Below are 15,256 nucleotides of genomic sequence, written 5' to 3'. Positions count from 1 at the left end.
GCCTCCCCAAAGGGAGGCTTTTTTTATGGATTTTCGCCTGGTGGCCTCAGCGTTGGTTGGGCGGGAAGCGGATGGTGAAGCTAGCGCCTTGTCCTAGCGCGCTGTCCAGCCGGATGTCGCCTTTCAGGATGGTGTGCACGATGTTGTGCACCATGGCCAGCCCCAGTCCCAAGCCGCTTTGTCCCATTTGCGTGGTGAAGAAGGGGTCGAACACCTTGTGTTGCAGCTCCGGCTCGATGCCCTTGCCGTTGTCTGAATAGCAGAGCAGCAGGGCATCTTCCTGCGCTTGCAGCCGGATGTCGATATGGCCGCGATCATGCCCGTCAAAGCCGTGGGCGAGGCTGTTGGCGATCAAGTGGGACAGGAGTTGCTCTAAAGCGCCTGGATAATTCTCGATTTGCAGATCTTGCGGCGCTTCCAGCGTCAGTCGGATGTCCGGATAGTGCTCCGGCGGCAGCAAGGCTCGCGTTAGTTGGGCGAGGGTTTGAGCGGGCTTGAAGGCGCGCTTGGGCTGCGTGAGTTGATCGGAGGCGATCAGCTTGAAGCGGCCGATCAGGTCGCCGGCCAGCTCGCTGTTTCTTTGTAGCAGTTCGCTGGTTTCGACTGTCTTGCGCAGAAAATCTTGCAGATTGCCGCGCGAGAGCTGTTTGGCTTCATCGGCTTGAATGATGGACCTGAGGTCCGCGTGCAAGACCGAGGCGCTGAGCAGGATATTTCCTATCGGGGTGTTCAATTCGTGCGCCATGCCGGCGACCATGCGGGCGAGCGCAGTCTGTTTTTCCGCGATGCTGATTTGCTGCATGGCTTGCTTGAGCTCGGCGCTGCGCTTGGCGACGCGTTCTTCCAGGTGGCTGTTGAGTTGCTGCAGCTCGGATTCCGCCTGTTTGCGCCGGCTGATGTCGGAGTAGGTGCCTATCATGCGCGAGGGCCGTCCCTGCTCGTCGCGGCCCACCACCATGCCGCGGCTCAGCAGCCATATCCAGCCGTCTTGCGCGCGGAAACGGTGTTCCGAGGTGAAAGACCCTTCCGGCTGGCGCAGGTAGCGGCTGATTGTGGCCTCGACCTCGGGCAGGTCGTCGGGGTGAATGCCGGTTTGCCACAGCTTGAACGCCTCGCTGTCCCGCTCGTCCAGCCCCAGCAGTTGTCGGCAGCGGGAGGACAGAAAGACAGTGTCGCCGGCGATATTCCAGTCCCAGACGCCGTCGCCGGCGCCTTCCAGCGCGAAATGCCAGCGCTCCTCGCTTTCACGCAGCGCCTGCAGCGCTTTTTGCTCTCCGGCTCGCAAAGATTCGAACTCCCGCCTGACCCGCTCGGCCTCGTCCGCGCGCAGGATGGCGTCTTCCTGTTCCCTGGCCTGATCGTGATACACCTGGTGCAGATCGCGCTCCACCATGGCGCGGAATTGGCCGAGCAATTGTTTGTGGGTCTGGCTATAGGGGTTTTCGGCCCGGTCGAGCACGCAAATGGTGCCGAACACGTCCTGATTGGGCCAGATCAGCGGCATGCCCAGGTAGGAGATCATGCCCAGCTTGATGTCGGGATTGTGATCCCAGTCCGGATCTTTCAAGGCGTTGGGCACCAGCAGCTCTCTGCGGCTGCTCATCACGGTCTCGCAATACAGGCCGGTGTCGAGGTCGGCCAGCTCGTCTTCTTCGTAGGGGTTGCCCTGGCTATGGCTGGAGAGGAAGACCTTGATGCGCGGAGCCTGCTTTTGCATGATCAGCGCGGCGGGGATGTCGACGATTTTGGCCAGCAGATCCAGCACCTGCTGCCACTTTTCCGACAGATCGCGGCTGATGCTCAGGTTTTGGGTGTCGATCTTGATGGCCGGCATCGGGGGCTCCATGTTTTGCTAAGCGTTTTCATCTTTTTAGCATATGGACCGATGCCGGCGGGGAACGGCGGCGTTTTAGCGCGCCTTGAACCGTTTACAGCATCAGGTTGAGCATGCGGTCGATGCGCACGCGGCTCAGGCGGGTCAGCAGCTTTTTGATTTGCTCGGGATAGGTGCGCACGTCTTCCAGTTCGCGGTAGTGCAGCAGCTGCCGGCTGTGGCGCAGGATGTTTTCCTGTTCCTGTTGGTTCTGGTGCTTGAGTTCGGCCTTGGGGTCGCTGATCAGCAAGGCGTTTTCCATGTCCAGGCGGAAGGCGCGCGGATTGAGGTTGTTGCCGGTCAGCAGCATGTGGCGCTGGTCGCTGAACATGCCTTTGAGGTGATAGGTGTTGTCCCCGTCCTTCCACTGGTGCACGCGCAACTGGCCGGTGCCGATGTAATGGCGTTGGCGCTTGGCGAAGCGGCGCAAATTCATTTCGTAGAGATAGGGCAGCGCGCCGATGACGCGGAAGGGCTCGCTGGGCGGAATGTAGAAGTCGTTGGCGGTCTTGTCGCCGACGACGATGTCGATCTGCACGCCGCGGCGCAGCGCCTTGCTGATGGCGAGCACCACCGGCCGCGGAAAGTTGAAATAGGGGGTGCAGATGAACAGCGAGCTGCGGGTGTTGGCAATCAGTTCCAGAATCACCCGGTTGAGCGCGTTGCCCTTGCCGATGCCGACAATCGGGCTGACGCTGAGCTCGTCTTCCGCGCCGGCCTGGTTTTCAATCCGGTATTGGCTATGGCTGATCTTGTCGCGGAAGGCGCGGATTTCCTTGCGGATGCTGCGGGTGGCCGGCGCCGGCTTGTCGAGCCGGAAGACGGCGGGGTCGTTGAAGAACTGCTCGTGCATATAGTCGGCCATGACGTCCGCTAGCGCCTGGTTGCGGATCAGGTGGTAGCGGTCGAAACGGTATTTGTCCAGCTTGTGCAAGTAGACGTTGTTGATGCTGGCGCCGCTGTACAGCACCTGATCGTCGACAATCAGGCCTTTGAGGTGCAGCACGCCGAACAACTCGCGGGTTTGCACCGGAATGCCGTAGACGGGCACGTCAACGCTGTGCCGCAGCGCCTGGGCCCGATACCAGGAGGCGTTGCAGCTGTCCTGGCTCTCGCCGATGCGCCCGCGCTGGGCGCGGTGCCAGTCCACCATCACGCGGATGTCCAGCTGGGGCTGGCGTTGTTTGGCGGCGAACAGCGCGTCCAGCACTTCCTGACCGGCCTCGTCGTGCTCCAGATAGAGCGCGGCGATATAAATGCGGTGCCGGGCCTGCGCGATCGCTTCCAGCAGGCTAAGACGGAAGTCGGCGGTCTGGTGCAGGGTGGTGATGGCGTCGGCTTGCAGGCGAAGCTTGGGCAGCTGGGCCAGCAACGATCTTTTTAGCAGAAATGCCATGTAAGCGTTGGGTTTGACGTTTAATCGTGGAATCGTAGCATCGTTTTCGCCTCTTGGGGGAGTCCGCGCCTGCGCAATCCTTGCGCCAGCGCAGTTCCGGACGAAGTCGGGCCTTTGCCGGGCCGGCGATAGAGTCCATGGCAAGGCGGGGCGAAATGTGCAAAAATTCGTTCAACTAGATGAATTGCAGGTTTTCCAATGCTGGACCGGGACGGATACCGCCCCAATGTCGGAATCATCCTCATCAACGGCAAAAATGAGGTGTTCTGGGGCAAGCGAGTGCGAGAGCATTCCTGGCAGTTTCCGCAAGGCGGAATCAAGCCAGGCGAAAGTCCGGAAGCCGCGATGTATCGCGAGCTGCTGGAAGAGGTGGGTTTGCTGCCGCAACATGTGAAAATACTGGGACGCACCCGCGACTGGATGCGCTACGAGGTGCCCACCAATTGGGTGCGTCGGGAGTGGCGCGGCAGTTACAAGGGGCAGAAGCAGATTTGGTTTCTGCTGAAGCTGGTGGGGCGCGAGTGCGATGTCTGCCTGCGCGCCAGCAGCCACCCGGAGTTTGACGGCTGGCGCTGGAACGAATACTGGGCGCCGGTGGACGCGGTGATCGAGTTCAAGCGCGAGGTGTACGAGCGCGCGCTGGCCGAGTTGTCGCGCTTCCTGCGCGGGGTGGAGAGTCGGGAGGCCTATCTGGCCCGGCTTGGCCGCGCCCAGGAGCCGCATTGACGCGCCGCCGGGCGGCGGCGTCTGCGCGCGCGGCCTCGAAGCGACACGGCGGGCCTGGCCCGCTGTCTTTTTTTGCGCCGCGGCCGTGGCCGCGGCGTTTGGCGTAATTTGCTGAGCAACAAGATTCAAACATGACGCAACAATACGATGAGTCGTCGGTACGGGTGCTGAAAGGCTTGGAGCCGGTCAAGGAACGGCCGGGGATGTATACCCGCACCACCGACCCCACCCATATTTGCCAGGAAGTGATAGACAACGCCGCCGACGAGGCGCTGGGCGGCTTTGCGCGCAAGATCGCGGTGACGGTGCATCAGGATGGCTCGCTGTCGGTGGAAGACGACGGCCGCGGCATTCCGGTTGGCCTGCATCCGCAAGAAGGCGTGCCGGTGCTGGAACTGGTGTTCACCCGCTTGCACGCCGGCGGCAAATTCAACAAGAAGGACGGCGGCGCCTACGCCTTCTCCGGCGGTTTGCACGGCGTCGGCGTATCGGTGACCAATGCGCTGTCCACCCGGCTGGAGGTGGAGGTCAAGCGCGAGGGCGGCGTGCACCGCCTGGTGTTTTCCGGCGGCGACGTCATCGAGCCGCTGGCTCGGGTGGCGGATTGCGGCCCGCGCACCAGCGGCACCCGGGTCAGGGTGTGGCCGGACGGCAAGTATTTTGAAAGCCCGCGCTACTCCTTGCCGGAGTTGGAGCGTCTGCTGCGCGCCAAGGCGGTGTTGCTGCCCGGCGTGGCGGTCACCCTGGTGGTGGAGCGCCCCAGCGGCGACGAAGTCAAGGTCTGGCAGTACCCGGAGGGCTTGAAGAGCTATCTGGCGGAACTGTGCAACGGCGACGAGCCGGTGGCGCCCTTGTTCGCCGGCGAAGCCTATATCGGCGACGATCACGAGCAGTTCGCCAAGGGCGAAGGCGCGCAGTGGGCCATGGCCTGGTTCGAAGACGGCGCCAGCGGCGAAAGCTACGTCAACCTGATTCCGACCCCGGTGGGCGGCACTCACGAGGCCGGCTTGCGCGCCGGCGTGTTCGACGCGGTGAAGAGCTTCATCGATCACCACAATCTGCTGCCGCGCGGCGTCAAGCTGATGGCCGAGGATGTGTGGAGCCGCGTGCGCTTCGTATTGTCCGCCCGCGTGCTGGACCCGCAGTTTCAGGGGCAGACCAAGGACAAGCTGACCAGCCGCGACGCCTTGAAGCTGATTTCCGGCCTGGCGCGCGATCCGGTGGAACTGTGGCTGAACCAGAACGTGGAGTCCGGCAAGAAAATCGCCGAGCTGGCGATACGCCAGGCGCAGTCGCGCTTGAAGTCGGTGAAGAAGGTGGAAAAGAAAAAGGGCTCCGGCGTGGCGGTGCTGCCCGGCAAGCTGACCGATTGCGAGAGCGAGGACATTGATCGCAACGAGCTGTTCCTGGTGGAGGGCGATTCCGCCGGCGGTTCCGCCAAGCTGGCGCGCGACAAGGAATACCAGGCCATCCTGCCCTTGCGCGGCAAGGTGCTCAACAGCTGGGAAACCGACAAGGATCAGCTGTTTTCCAATGCCGAGATTCACGACATCTCGGTGGCCATCGGCGTGGATCCGCACGGCCCTAACGACCGTCCAGACCTGTCCGGCCAGCGTTACGGCAAGATCGCCATCCTGTCCGACGCCGACGTGGACGGCTCCCACATCCAGGTGCTGTTGCTGACGCTGTTCTTCCGCCATTTCCCGCGCCTGATCGAAAACGGCAACATCTACGTGGCCCAGCCGCCGCTGTTCCGCGTGGACGTGCCGGGGCAGGGCAAGCATCGTCCTCCGCGCAAGCTGTACGCGCTGGACGAAGGCGAGATGACGGCCATTCTGGACCGGCTGCGCAGCGAAGGCGTGCGAGAAAACGCCTGGAGCATTTCCCGCTTCAAGGGCCTGGGCGAGATGAACCCGGAGCAGTTGAAGGACACCACGATGAATCCGGACACCCGCCGGCTGTCGCAGGTGCGGGTGCGCGTCGGCGAACTGGAGCAGACCCTGTCCACTTTCGTCATGCTGATGGGCAAGGGCGAGGCGTCCAGCCGCCGCAGCTGGATGGAGGCCAACGGCAACGCGGTCGAGGCCGACATCTGAGAGGCCGCGTCGGCGGTTCCGCTTGAAGGAAAGCCCCTGCGAGCCTTGCTTGCGGGGGCTTTTTCATTGCGGGCTATAGTGAGGCTAGGCGCGGCGTCTCAACTCAAGGGGAAAGGCATGGCCAAGCGATGGCGGGGACTGTTGGCGGGCTGGCTGGCGTTGCCCGCGCTGGCGGCCGGCTACCACTCTTCCAGCCAGGACATCGGCCCCTGGGGCGACGGCGCGAGCCAGGACGGCCTGGCACCGCGTTTCATCCGCTTCGTCGCGCGGCAGGCGGGGCTGGCGCTGACCCAAGACGTCCGGCCTCTGCCGCGGGTGATAGAAGAACTGAAACAGGGCCGCAACGCCTTGGCGCTGGTGACCGCCTCGCCGGAGCGTTCGCGTTTCGCCGTGGAGTTGTGCCGGCCGGCGTCTATCCGCATCTCCGTGCTCTATCATCGCCGCGGCCTGGTGTCGCCCATCGGCCCGTCTTGGTTCCGCCAGCGCAGCCTGGGCGTTCTGCGCGGCACCCATACCCTGGACGGCTTTATCGCCCAAAGCGGCGCAGCGCCGGTGGAGGTGTCGGACATGCCGCAGGGTTTTCGCATGCTGCAAGCCGGCCGGCTGGACGCGATGATGTGCGTGCGTCCCGGCTGCGGCCACGCGCTGCGGCAGATGGGCGGCAGCCTGCCCAATCTGACCGAATACGCGCAGGGCGACGAACCGATGGCGCTCTACGTGTCCAAGCGCAGCGAGCTGGCGCGCGACGCCGCGATGCTGGGCAAACTGAAGGCCGCCTGCCTGTCCGCCGCCGGCAGGCGCGAAATGGCCGAATTGCTGACGATTTACGACTAAGGCGCTGTTCAAGGCCGTAGCGCAGACGCGCTACCGACATTGAACGGTTTCTAAGGCGCCGGGCTCACCAGACGCGCAGCGTCTGACCGGTCTGCACGCCCTCCACGCTGCGCACATAGGCCAGCGCCGCGCGCGCCGCCGGCACCGCCTCGAAGCCGGGGAAGAAGTCCCGGTACTGCTCCCAGGATTCTTGCAGCACATTGGGGCTGACCACATTGATGCGACGCCCGCCGTCCAGTTCCGCCGCCGCGCCGCGGACAAAGCCTTCCAGCGCCGAGTTCACCGCGCTGGCGTTGCTGCCGAAGCGGATGGGCTGCTCGCTGACGATGCCGCTGGTGAGCGTGATGGAGCCGCCGGCGTTCAGGTAGTGCTGGCCGATCAAGGCCAGTTCCACCTGGCCCATCAGCTTGTCCTTGAGGCCGACGCGGAACTGCTCGGCGCTCATTTCCGCCAGGGGGCCGAAATGCAGTTTGCCGGTGGCGCTGATGATGGCGTCCACCTTGCCTATGCGTTCGAACAGCGCGCGAATGCTGTCGCCGTCGGTCAGGTCCACCAGCGTGTCGCCGCGGCGGCTGCCGGCCTTGATCAGCTGATGATGGGACAGCGCCTGGCTGACAGCCTGGCCCAGCGTGCCGTGGGCGCCGACGATGAGAATCTTTTTCATGGGGGATCTCCCGGACAAGTACAAGACCCGGCCATTCTGCGCCCGCGCGGCGTCTTGATTAATCCGCTAAGATGAACAAGATTGAAAACTGTGGGTTATGAATGGCATGGATCGCCTATTGAGCATGGAGCTGTTCGTGGCGGTGGTGGAACGCGGCAGCTTCACCGCGGCGGCGGAGGCGCATGGTTTGTCCCAGCCTATGGTGGGCAAGCATATCGCCAGCCTGGAGCAACGGCTGGGCGGCCGGCTGCTGGCGCGCACCACCCGCCGCCAGCAACTGACCGAATTGGGCTCGCACTATTTCCAGCGCTGCCAGTCCATTCTGGCGGAAATCCGCGCGGCGGAAAGCGGGGCCGAACTGATCAGCGGCGCGCCGCGCGGCGTGCTGCGCGTCAACGCCTCGGTGACTTTCGGCTCTCTGCGCCTGGCCGGCCTGCTGGCCGAGTTCATGCAAACCTATCCGGACATCACCGTGGACCTGAGTTTGTCCGACGAACTGGTCGACTTGGTGGCCGACGGCTACGACGCCGCTTTTCGCATCGGCCGGCTGCCGGACTCCGGCCTGGTGGCGCGGCCCTTGCAGCCCTATCGGATGATGGTGGCGGCGGCGCCCGCCTATCTGGCGCGCAAGGGCGTGCCGCGCACGCCGGCGGATCTGGCCGCGCATGATTGCCTGGGTTTCTCGCTGTGGCGCAAGGACGACGGCTGGGAATTGCTGGGCGCAGGCGAGTGGGCCCGCGCCAGCCGCTTTCAGTCCAATCACGGCCAGGCGCTGCGCATGGTGGCGCTGGCCGGCGGCGGCATCGTGCTGCAAGCCGAGGCCTTGCTGGGCGACGATGTGGCCGCCGGCCGGCTGGTGGAGGTGCTGCCGGGCTGTTTGCCGCCGCCCAAGCCCATGCATTTGATTTATCTGCAGGACCGCCGGCCTTTGCCCAAGCTGCGTGTGTTCATAGACTTCATTCTGGAGCGCCTGGGCGCGCTGTGAGTTTTATTGACAGGGCCTGTCAGCGATTTTCGTTTGAGCTGCGGCGCGCATCGGCGTAGCGTGGGCGCATGGCTGATTTGGCGAGAGGAAAGGGCATGGAAGCGGATGTGCGGACGCCCAGCCGACGTGATTTGTTCGCCGGCTTTTTCTCGATCGGGTTGACCGGTTTCGGCGGCGTGTTGCCGCAGGCGCACCGGATGATGGTGCTGCGCCGTCATTGGTTGAGCGAGGCGGATTTCGCCGTGGTGCTGGGCCTGGGGCAAGTGCTGCCGGGCCCCAATATCGTCAATGTCGCGGTGGCGGTGGGCAGCCGCTTTCACGGCGTGAGCGGAGCCTTGGCCGCCATCGCCGGCCTGTTGCTGGCGCCCATGGTCATCGTGCTGCTGCTGGCGTCCTTCTATGGCCATTATCGGCAACTGCCGCTGGTGCAGAATGTGTTGCACGGCCTGGCCTCCGCCGCCGCCGGCTTGATCGCGGCGATGGGGCTGCGGCTGCTGGCACGCATCGAGCGCAAGTTGTGGTGCGCGCTGGTGGCGGCGCTGACTTTCTGCGCCTTGGGCGTCTTGCAACTGCCCTTGCTGTGGTCGCTGGCCTTGCTGGCGCCCGTCGCCATCGGCTTGGCCTGGCGCGACCGGCCGAAGGAGGGCGCGTGATACTGCTGACGCTGCTGTGGCAGTTCTCCTTGTTGTCGCTGATGGCGGTGGGCGGCGCCAATGTGCTGATACCCGAGCTGCAACGCCTGGTGGTGGAGCAGGGCTGGATGAACGCGCGCGAGTTCGCCGCGCTGTTCGCCATCGCCCAGGCCGCGCCCGGCCCCAATGTGCTGGTGGTCAGTCTGATAGGCTGGCAGGTGGCCGGGGTGCCGGGCGCTCTGGTCAGCATGCTCGGCATTTGCGGCCCGTCGTCGGTGTTGAGTTATTACGTGGCGCGCTGGTGGCAGCGTTATCAGCAGGCGCCGCTGACCCGGGCAATCCAACGGGGACTGGCGCCGCTGGCCATAGGGCTGGTGGCGGCCAGCGCCTGGCTGTTGAGCCAGGCGGCCAATGCCGACGCGGGCGCTTGGCTGCTGTGCGGCGCGGTGGCGCTGACGGCGTGGCGCACTGCGATCAATCCCTTGTGGCTATTGTCGGCCGGCGCTTTGCTGGGCGGCTTGGGCTGGCTCTAAGCAGCGGCTCAATGAAGCGCGGCTGACTTTGAACAGCGTCTAAGCGGCGGCCATAATGAACAGGGTTTTCTCGGGAGGGCGCGCATTGACGCGAATCTTGATGCTGCTGCTGTGCGTACTGGCGCTGCCGGCGCAGGGGCAAACTTTGTCTATCCGCTACGCGCTGGTGTCCGGAGAGCAAGACCCGCATCTGCCCTATATGCAGGCTTTGCTGCAACTGGCGTGCAGCGAGGCCAAACTCAGTTGCGAGCTGAGCAGCGCGCTGGACATGAATCAGGGGCGGGCGCTGGAGCAGATGGCGCACGGCGACGCCGGCGTGGATCTGTTCTGGGGCATGAGCAGCCGCGAGCGCGAACAGAAGGCCCTGCCGGTGCGGATTCCCCTGTACAAGGGCTTGATCGGCTGGCGCGTGCCGCTGGTGTCGCAAAAGCGCGCCCGGCTGTTTGAAAAGGCGTTCACGCTGGCGGATTTGAAGACGCTGAGCGCCGGGCAAGGGCAGGATTGGCCGGATACGCAGATTCTGCGCGCCGCCGGTTTGCCGGTGGTGGCCAGCCCCTTGTACCTGCCGCTGTTCGCCATGCTGCGTCAGGGGCGTTTCGACTATTTCCCGCGCAGCGTGATCGAGGTGGGCCAGGAGCTGGAGTCCGACGCCGCCAAGGGCCTGGTATTGGACCCTTACATTGTGTTGCACTATCCGGCGGCTTTTTATTTCTTCGTGTCGCCGCGCCGGCCGGAGTTGGCCCGGGCGCTGACTCAGGGCCTGGAAGCCGCAATCAAGGACGGCAGCTTCGACAAGCTGTTCCTGCGCTTCAACGGTCCGCGCCTGCGCGCCTTGAATCTGGCGCAGCGGCGCATCATCGAGCTGCCCAACCCCCTGCTGCCCAAGGAGACGCCGCTGCAGCGCAAGGAGCTGTGGTTCTATCCGCGTTGAGGGTCCAGCGGCAGCAAGTCCGTGAATACAAATCCGTCCCGCTCCACCGTCTCGCCCACCGCGTGCGGCACTGGACGCAGGAACATCGGGCCGTCCCAGGCGAAGGAGTGGAATTCGCCGTATTCGCCGCAAGGGTCGGCGTCGGGCGGCAGCGCGTCCAGCAAGGCCTGGCCGAACTCGCGGCCGGCCAGTTCGCGCGGCAGCTTGCGCGGGTCCAGGCAGGTCAGCCTGGCCTTGAGCCCGCTGCGCAGCATGGTTTGCGCCAACTCGGCGGTGGGCAGGCCCCACAGCGGGAAGAGCGGCGCGATGCCGCTGCCGGCCAGGTTCTGCTCGCGGTAGGCGCGCACGTCCTCCAGGAACAGATCGCCAAAGGCCATATGGCTGACGCCGTCTGCGCGGCAGGCGTTGACGAAGTCGGCCATCCGGCTGGCGTAATCCTCGTTGCCGCAAGGGTAGGGGATGGCCAGCTGGCGCAGCGGCAGACCCAGCGCCGCCGCCTGCGCCTGCAGCAGTTCCACCCGCACCGCGTGCATGGCCACGCGCTGGAAAGCCTGATTGACGGTGGTGAACAGGCCGACGACTTCGACGTCGGGATCTTGGCGCAGCACATGCAAGGCCCAGGCGCTGTCCTTGCCGCTGCTCCAGGACAAGAGTACGGTTTTCTTCATGGCGCACAGCTTAGCCGCGCGGAGGCGCGCCGCCAAGCGGGGGGACTGGGCCGGGGGACTCGGGTATAATGACGCTCTATTTTTTCGTCATTCAGGACTGATTGCCGCATGACCCAGCTCAAGAACGATACCTTCCTGCGCGCGCTGCTTGGCCAGCCCGTCGAATACACCCCGATCTGGATGATGCGCCAGGCCGGCCGCTATTTGCCGGAGTACCGCGCCACCCGCAGCCGGGCCGGCAGCTTCATGGGTTTGTGCACCAGTCCCGATTACGCCACCGAAGTCACCCTGCAGCCGCTGGAGCGTTTCCCGCTGGACGCCGCCATCCTGTTTTCCGACATCCTGACCGTGCCGGACGCCATGGGCCTGGGCCTGTACTTCGCCGAAGGCGAGGGCCCCAAGTTCGAGCGTCCTTTGCGCGATGAAGCCGCCGTCCGCGCGCTGACGGTGCCGGCGCTGGACAAGCTGGGCTACGTCTTCGACGCGGTGTCCAGCATCCGCAAGGCGCTGGACGGCCGCGTGCCGCTGATCGGCTTCTCCGGCAGCCCGTTCACCCTGGCCTGCTACATGATAGAAGGCGGCGGTTCCGACGATTTCCGCCACGTCAAGGCCATGCTCTACAGCCGTCCGGAACTGCTGCACCATATCCTGGACGTGAACGCCCGCACCGTGATCGACTATCTGAACGCCCAGATCGACGCCGGCGCGCAGGCGGTGCAGATTTTCGACACCTGGGGCGGGGCGCTGACCCAGGCGGCTTATCGAGAATTCTCGCTGGCCTATATGCGTCAGATCGTCGCCGGACTGAAGCGCGAGGCCGACGGCCGCCGCGTGCCGGTGATCGTGTTCACCAAGGGCGGCGGACAGTGGCTGGAAGAGATCGCGGCCATCGGCGCCGACTGCGTGGGCCTGGACTGGACCACGGATCTGGGCGCCGCGCGCGCCCGGGTGGGCGACAAGGTGGCCTTGCAGGGCAACTTCGATCCCAACGCGCTGTTCGCCGAGCCCGCCGCCATCGAGCGCGAAGTGGCGCGCATCCTGGCCAGCTACGGCGCCGGCAGCGGCCATGTCTTCAATCTGGGCCACGGCATCTCCCAGCACGTCAAACCGGAGCATGCCGGAGCCTTGGTGGACGCGGTGCACCGCTTGTCGCGCTCCTACCATGCCGCGGGCTGAAAAGCCGCTTTTTAAGCCGGCGGCATGTTTCTGCTGTTCCGGCGCGATACCCCCCGGCGGGCGCACCAAGTTGGCGCGGGCCGGCGGGCATTAAAGCCGGCTTTATCAGTGTCTAAATCCGGCATCAAGCTGCTGTTAGCGCGGCCGGCGGAAAAGGATTTGTTTTTTCAACAGAAAATTTAACTTTTCCCCTGAGGTCGTCCGCGCGTCGTCGGGGTATCCTTACCTGTCCGGCCAATGGTTCTCCTGCGGCCGGATTGTATTTTTACACTGGGATGAACAAGGATATTGACAAGGCGAACCGTAGTCGTTCTCGGAGTTATGCACATTTGCTAGTCAGAGTTCAGGTTCTTGTCAAGCCGATTGCTCATGTTTTTTTGATCAATTTAAGTCTTTGAAAACAAAGAGAAAAATAATTGATTAATTTTTGCGCAATCTAACGGAAATGTTGATCTGGGGCCGTTTCGACCTCAAGGCGACAGCTTGTTCACAAAGTTATCCACAGCATCTGTGTACAGTGGCCGCAAAGCCTTGTCACAACAGCATTTGTCTTCGGGGGCGCGCCGGATGGGGCAGCAAAGCATCGTGCAAGTGGCCGTGGACGTGCCGCTGCCAGGTACGTTCAGTTACCTGACCCAGTTGTCTGTCATGGCCGGGCAAAGAGTGGCGGTTTCCTTCGGGCCGCGCCGGCTGTGTGGCGTGGTTGTCACGGATATACCTCAGCAGGGTATCGACCCGGCCAAGCTCAAGCCGCTGGAGTCCGTGCTGAGCGGACTGCCGCCGCTGCCGGCGGACTTCATGGCCCTGGTCCGCTTCGCCGCCGATTACTACCACCATCCGCTGGGGCAGGCGCTGTTCACCGCCTTGCCCACCGGTCTGCGCGAGCCCCGGGACATCGCCTTGCCGGATGAACGGCCGTACGCGCTGACGCCGCAAGGCGAGGCGGAAGCGCCGCCGGCCCGTCAGCGCGCCCGCTTGGCGCTGTGGCAGGCGCTGCAGGATGGCGCGTTGACGCTGGCCGCCGCCAAGGCGGTGACGCCGCAGGCGGGCAAGGTGCTGGCGGACTGGCTGGCGGACAAGAAGGTCCGCCGCGTGGAGCCGGAAGCCACGCCCTTGCGGGTGGCGGACAGTCCCGAACTGAACGAAGAACAACAGGCCGCGCTGGACGCCTTGCGCGGCCAGGCCGGCTACCAGCCCTGGTTGCTGCACGGCATTACCGGCAGCGGCAAGACCGAAGTCTATCTGCGGCTAATCGCCGACCATCTGGCCGCCGGCCGCCAAGTGCTGGTGCTGGTGCCGGAAATCAATCTGACCCCGCAGCTGATCACACGCTTCACCCAGCGCTTTCCGGACAGCCGCATCGCGGTGCAGCACAGCCACCTGGCCGATGGCGAGCGCCTGAAAGGCTGGCTCGATGGCTGGCAAGGGCGTGCCGACGTGGTGATAGGCACCCGGCTGTCGGTGTTCACCCCGCTGCCGCGCCTGGGGCTGATCGTGGTGGACGAGGAACACGACGGCTCCTTCAAGCAGCAGGACGGCCTGCGCTACCATGCGCGCGATCTGGCGATCTGGCGCGCGCGCCGGGCCGCTGTGCCCATCCTGCTGGGATCGGCCACGCCCAGCCTGGAAACCATGGCCAATGTCGAAGCCGGCCGTTATCGCCGGCTATCCCTGAGCCGGCGCGCGCATGGCGCGGCCAGGCTGCCGGATGTCCGCTTGGTCGACGTGCGGCGGCAAAAACTGGCCGAAGGCCTGTCCGAACCTGTGATCGAAGCATTGCGCCAGCGCCTGGCGCGCGGCGAAATGAGTCTGGTGTTCATCAACCGTCGCGGCTTCGCGCCGGTGGTGGCCTGCACCGATTGCGGCTGGACCAGCGGCTGCCCGCGCTGCTCCGCCAAGCTGGTGGTGCACCTGCTGGAGCGCAAGCTGCGCTGCCACCACTGCGGCTGGGAGGAGGCGGTGCCGCGTGCCTGCCCGGATTGCGGCAATCCCGACATCAAACCGCTGGGCGAGGGCACGCAACGGCTGGAGTCGGCGCTGACTCGCCTGTTTCCCGCCGCGCGCATCCTGCGCATCGATCGCGACACCACCAGCCGCAAGGAAGCCTGGGACGACATCTACCGCAAAGTGCACGCCGGCGAGGTGGATATGTTGGTTGGCACCCAGATGCTGGCCAAGGGCCACGACTTCGGCACCCTGTCGCTGGTGGTGGCGCTGGGCGCGGACGGCGGTCTGTATTCCGCCGACTTCCGCGCCTCCGAGCGGCTGTTCGCGCAACTGATGCAAGTGGCCGGCCGCGCCGGCCGCGCCGACGCTCCCGGCGAAGTGCTGATCCAGACTCAGTGGCCGGATCATGAGCTATACCAAGCGCTGACGCGCCACGATTTCGACGGCTACGCCAAGACCCTGCTGGACGAGAGACGCATCGCCGGCTTCCCGCCCTGCGCCTATCAAGCGCTGTTGCGCGCCGACAGTCCCAGTCTGGAACTGGCCACCGCCTTCCTGGCCGAAGTGCGCCGGCTGGCCGAGCCGCTGGCGGCGGAGGTGCTGATCGCCGGCCCGGCGCCGGCGCTGATGGCGCGGCTGGCCAATCGCGAACGCGCCCAGCTGGTGCTGGAAGCGCCGCAACGGCAGGCGCTGCACGCTTTTTTGAACCCATTGCTGCCGCAGGTGGAAGCGGCGGCCAAACGCCATGGACGCGGCCTGCGTTGGTCGCTGGACGTGGATCCGCAAGACATGTGA

At 64.8% G+C, this 15,256-nt stretch carries 13 protein-coding genes; 9 read left to right on the top strand and 4 right to left on the bottom strand.

What is annotated here, in order from left to right; genetic code table 11:
• Positions 1 to 46 precede the first annotated feature (46 nt).
• Together DB032_RS15890 and pssA are read right to left on the bottom strand one after the other, a co-directional pair.
• Positions 47 to 1,834 carry an ATP-binding protein gene (locus DB032_RS15890; protein WP_107800334.1) on the bottom strand — a complete coding sequence of 596 codons (1,788 nt, stop codon included), beginning with the start codon at positions 1,832 to 1,834 and terminating at the stop codon, positions 47 to 49.
• Between the two features lie 94 nt (positions 1,835 to 1,928).
• Complete coding sequence (pssA, locus tag DB032_RS15885) at positions 1,929 to 3,269, bottom strand: CDP-diacylglycerol--serine O-phosphatidyltransferase (RefSeq protein ID WP_107800333.1); 1,341 nt, start codon at positions 3,267 to 3,269, stop codon at positions 1,929 to 1,931.
• A gap of 198 nt (positions 3,270 to 3,467) precedes the next feature.
• Between pssA and DB032_RS15880 the strand changes: the two genes are divergently transcribed.
• The 3 genes from DB032_RS15880 (at position 3,468) to DB032_RS15870 (ending at position 6,925) form a co-directional block, all read left to right on the top strand.
• Positions 3,468 to 3,995: an RNA pyrophosphohydrolase gene (locus DB032_RS15880; protein WP_019103838.1), complete on the top strand. Its 528-nt coding sequence runs from the start codon at positions 3,468 to 3,470 to the stop codon at positions 3,993 to 3,995.
• A gap of 131 nt (positions 3,996 to 4,126) precedes the next feature.
• A complete protein-coding gene (parE, locus tag DB032_RS15875) occupies positions 4,127 to 6,091 on the top strand; it encodes a DNA topoisomerase IV subunit B (RefSeq protein ID WP_107800332.1) in 1,965 nt (654 codons plus the stop codon).
• Positions 6,092 to 6,208: 117 nt separating this feature from the next.
• Positions 6,209 to 6,925, top strand: a complete 717-nt coding sequence (locus DB032_RS15870; protein WP_107800331.1) for an ABC transporter substrate-binding protein — start codon at positions 6,209 to 6,211, stop codon at positions 6,923 to 6,925.
• A gap of 64 nt (positions 6,926 to 6,989) precedes the next feature.
• Here the strand turns inward: DB032_RS15870 and DB032_RS15865 are convergent, their stop codons facing one another.
• Complete coding sequence (locus DB032_RS15865; RefSeq protein WP_107800330.1) at positions 6,990 to 7,589, bottom strand: short chain dehydrogenase; 600 nt, start codon at positions 7,587 to 7,589, stop codon at positions 6,990 to 6,992.
• 106 nt (positions 7,590 to 7,695) lie between these two features.
• Here DB032_RS15865 and DB032_RS15860 point away from each other — a divergent pair, with 106 nt between their 5' ends.
• The 4 genes from DB032_RS15860 to DB032_RS15845 all read left to right on the top strand — a co-directional run bounded on the left by DB032_RS15860 (position 7,696) and on the right by DB032_RS15845 (position 10,670).
• Positions 7,696 to 8,574: a LysR family transcriptional regulator gene (locus DB032_RS15860; RefSeq protein ID WP_107801931.1), complete on the top strand. Its 879-nt coding sequence runs from the start codon at positions 7,696 to 7,698 to the stop codon at positions 8,572 to 8,574.
• 95 nt (positions 8,575 to 8,669) lie between these two features.
• Positions 8,670 to 9,227, top strand: a complete 558-nt coding sequence (locus DB032_RS15855) for a chromate transporter (protein WP_107800329.1) — start codon at positions 8,670 to 8,672, stop codon at positions 9,225 to 9,227.
• Entirely contained in the window at positions 9,224 to 9,739 is a 516-nt protein-coding gene (locus DB032_RS15850; protein WP_107800328.1) for a chromate transporter, read from the top strand. The genes DB032_RS15855 and DB032_RS15850 overlap by 4 nt, the downstream gene beginning before the upstream one ends.
• 85 nt (positions 9,740 to 9,824) lie before the next feature.
• Complete coding sequence (locus tag DB032_RS15845) at positions 9,825 to 10,670, top strand: ABC transporter substrate-binding protein (protein ID WP_199225917.1); 846 nt, start codon at positions 9,825 to 9,827, stop codon at positions 10,668 to 10,670.
• Here the strand turns inward: DB032_RS15845 and DB032_RS15840 are convergent.
• On the bottom strand, positions 10,658 to 11,338 hold the full coding sequence (locus tag DB032_RS15840) for an ATP-binding protein (RefSeq protein ID WP_107800327.1): 681 nt from the start codon (positions 11,336 to 11,338) through the stop codon (positions 10,658 to 10,660). The genes DB032_RS15845 and DB032_RS15840 overlap by 13 nt on opposite strands.
• A gap of 108 nt (positions 11,339 to 11,446) precedes the next feature.
• Here DB032_RS15840 and hemE point away from each other — a divergent pair, with 108 nt between their 5' ends.
• Positions 11,447 to 12,514 (top strand): uroporphyrinogen decarboxylase, encoded by a 1,068-nt coding sequence (gene hemE, locus DB032_RS15835; protein ID WP_107800326.1) that lies wholly within the window; start codon positions 11,447 to 11,449, stop codon positions 12,512 to 12,514.
• A 567-nt stretch (positions 12,515 to 13,081) separates the two neighbouring features.
• Entirely contained in the window at positions 13,082 to 15,256 is a 2,175-nt protein-coding gene (locus tag DB032_RS15830) for a primosomal protein N' (RefSeq protein WP_107800325.1), read from the top strand.

Source organism: Chromobacterium sp. Panama (assembly GCF_003052555.1).
Taxonomy (GTDB): Bacteria; Pseudomonadota; Gammaproteobacteria; order Burkholderiales; family Chromobacteriaceae; genus Chromobacterium.
The sequence above is the reverse complement of the archived record's forward strand: the minus strand, read 5'-3'. Positions and strand labels throughout refer to the sequence as shown.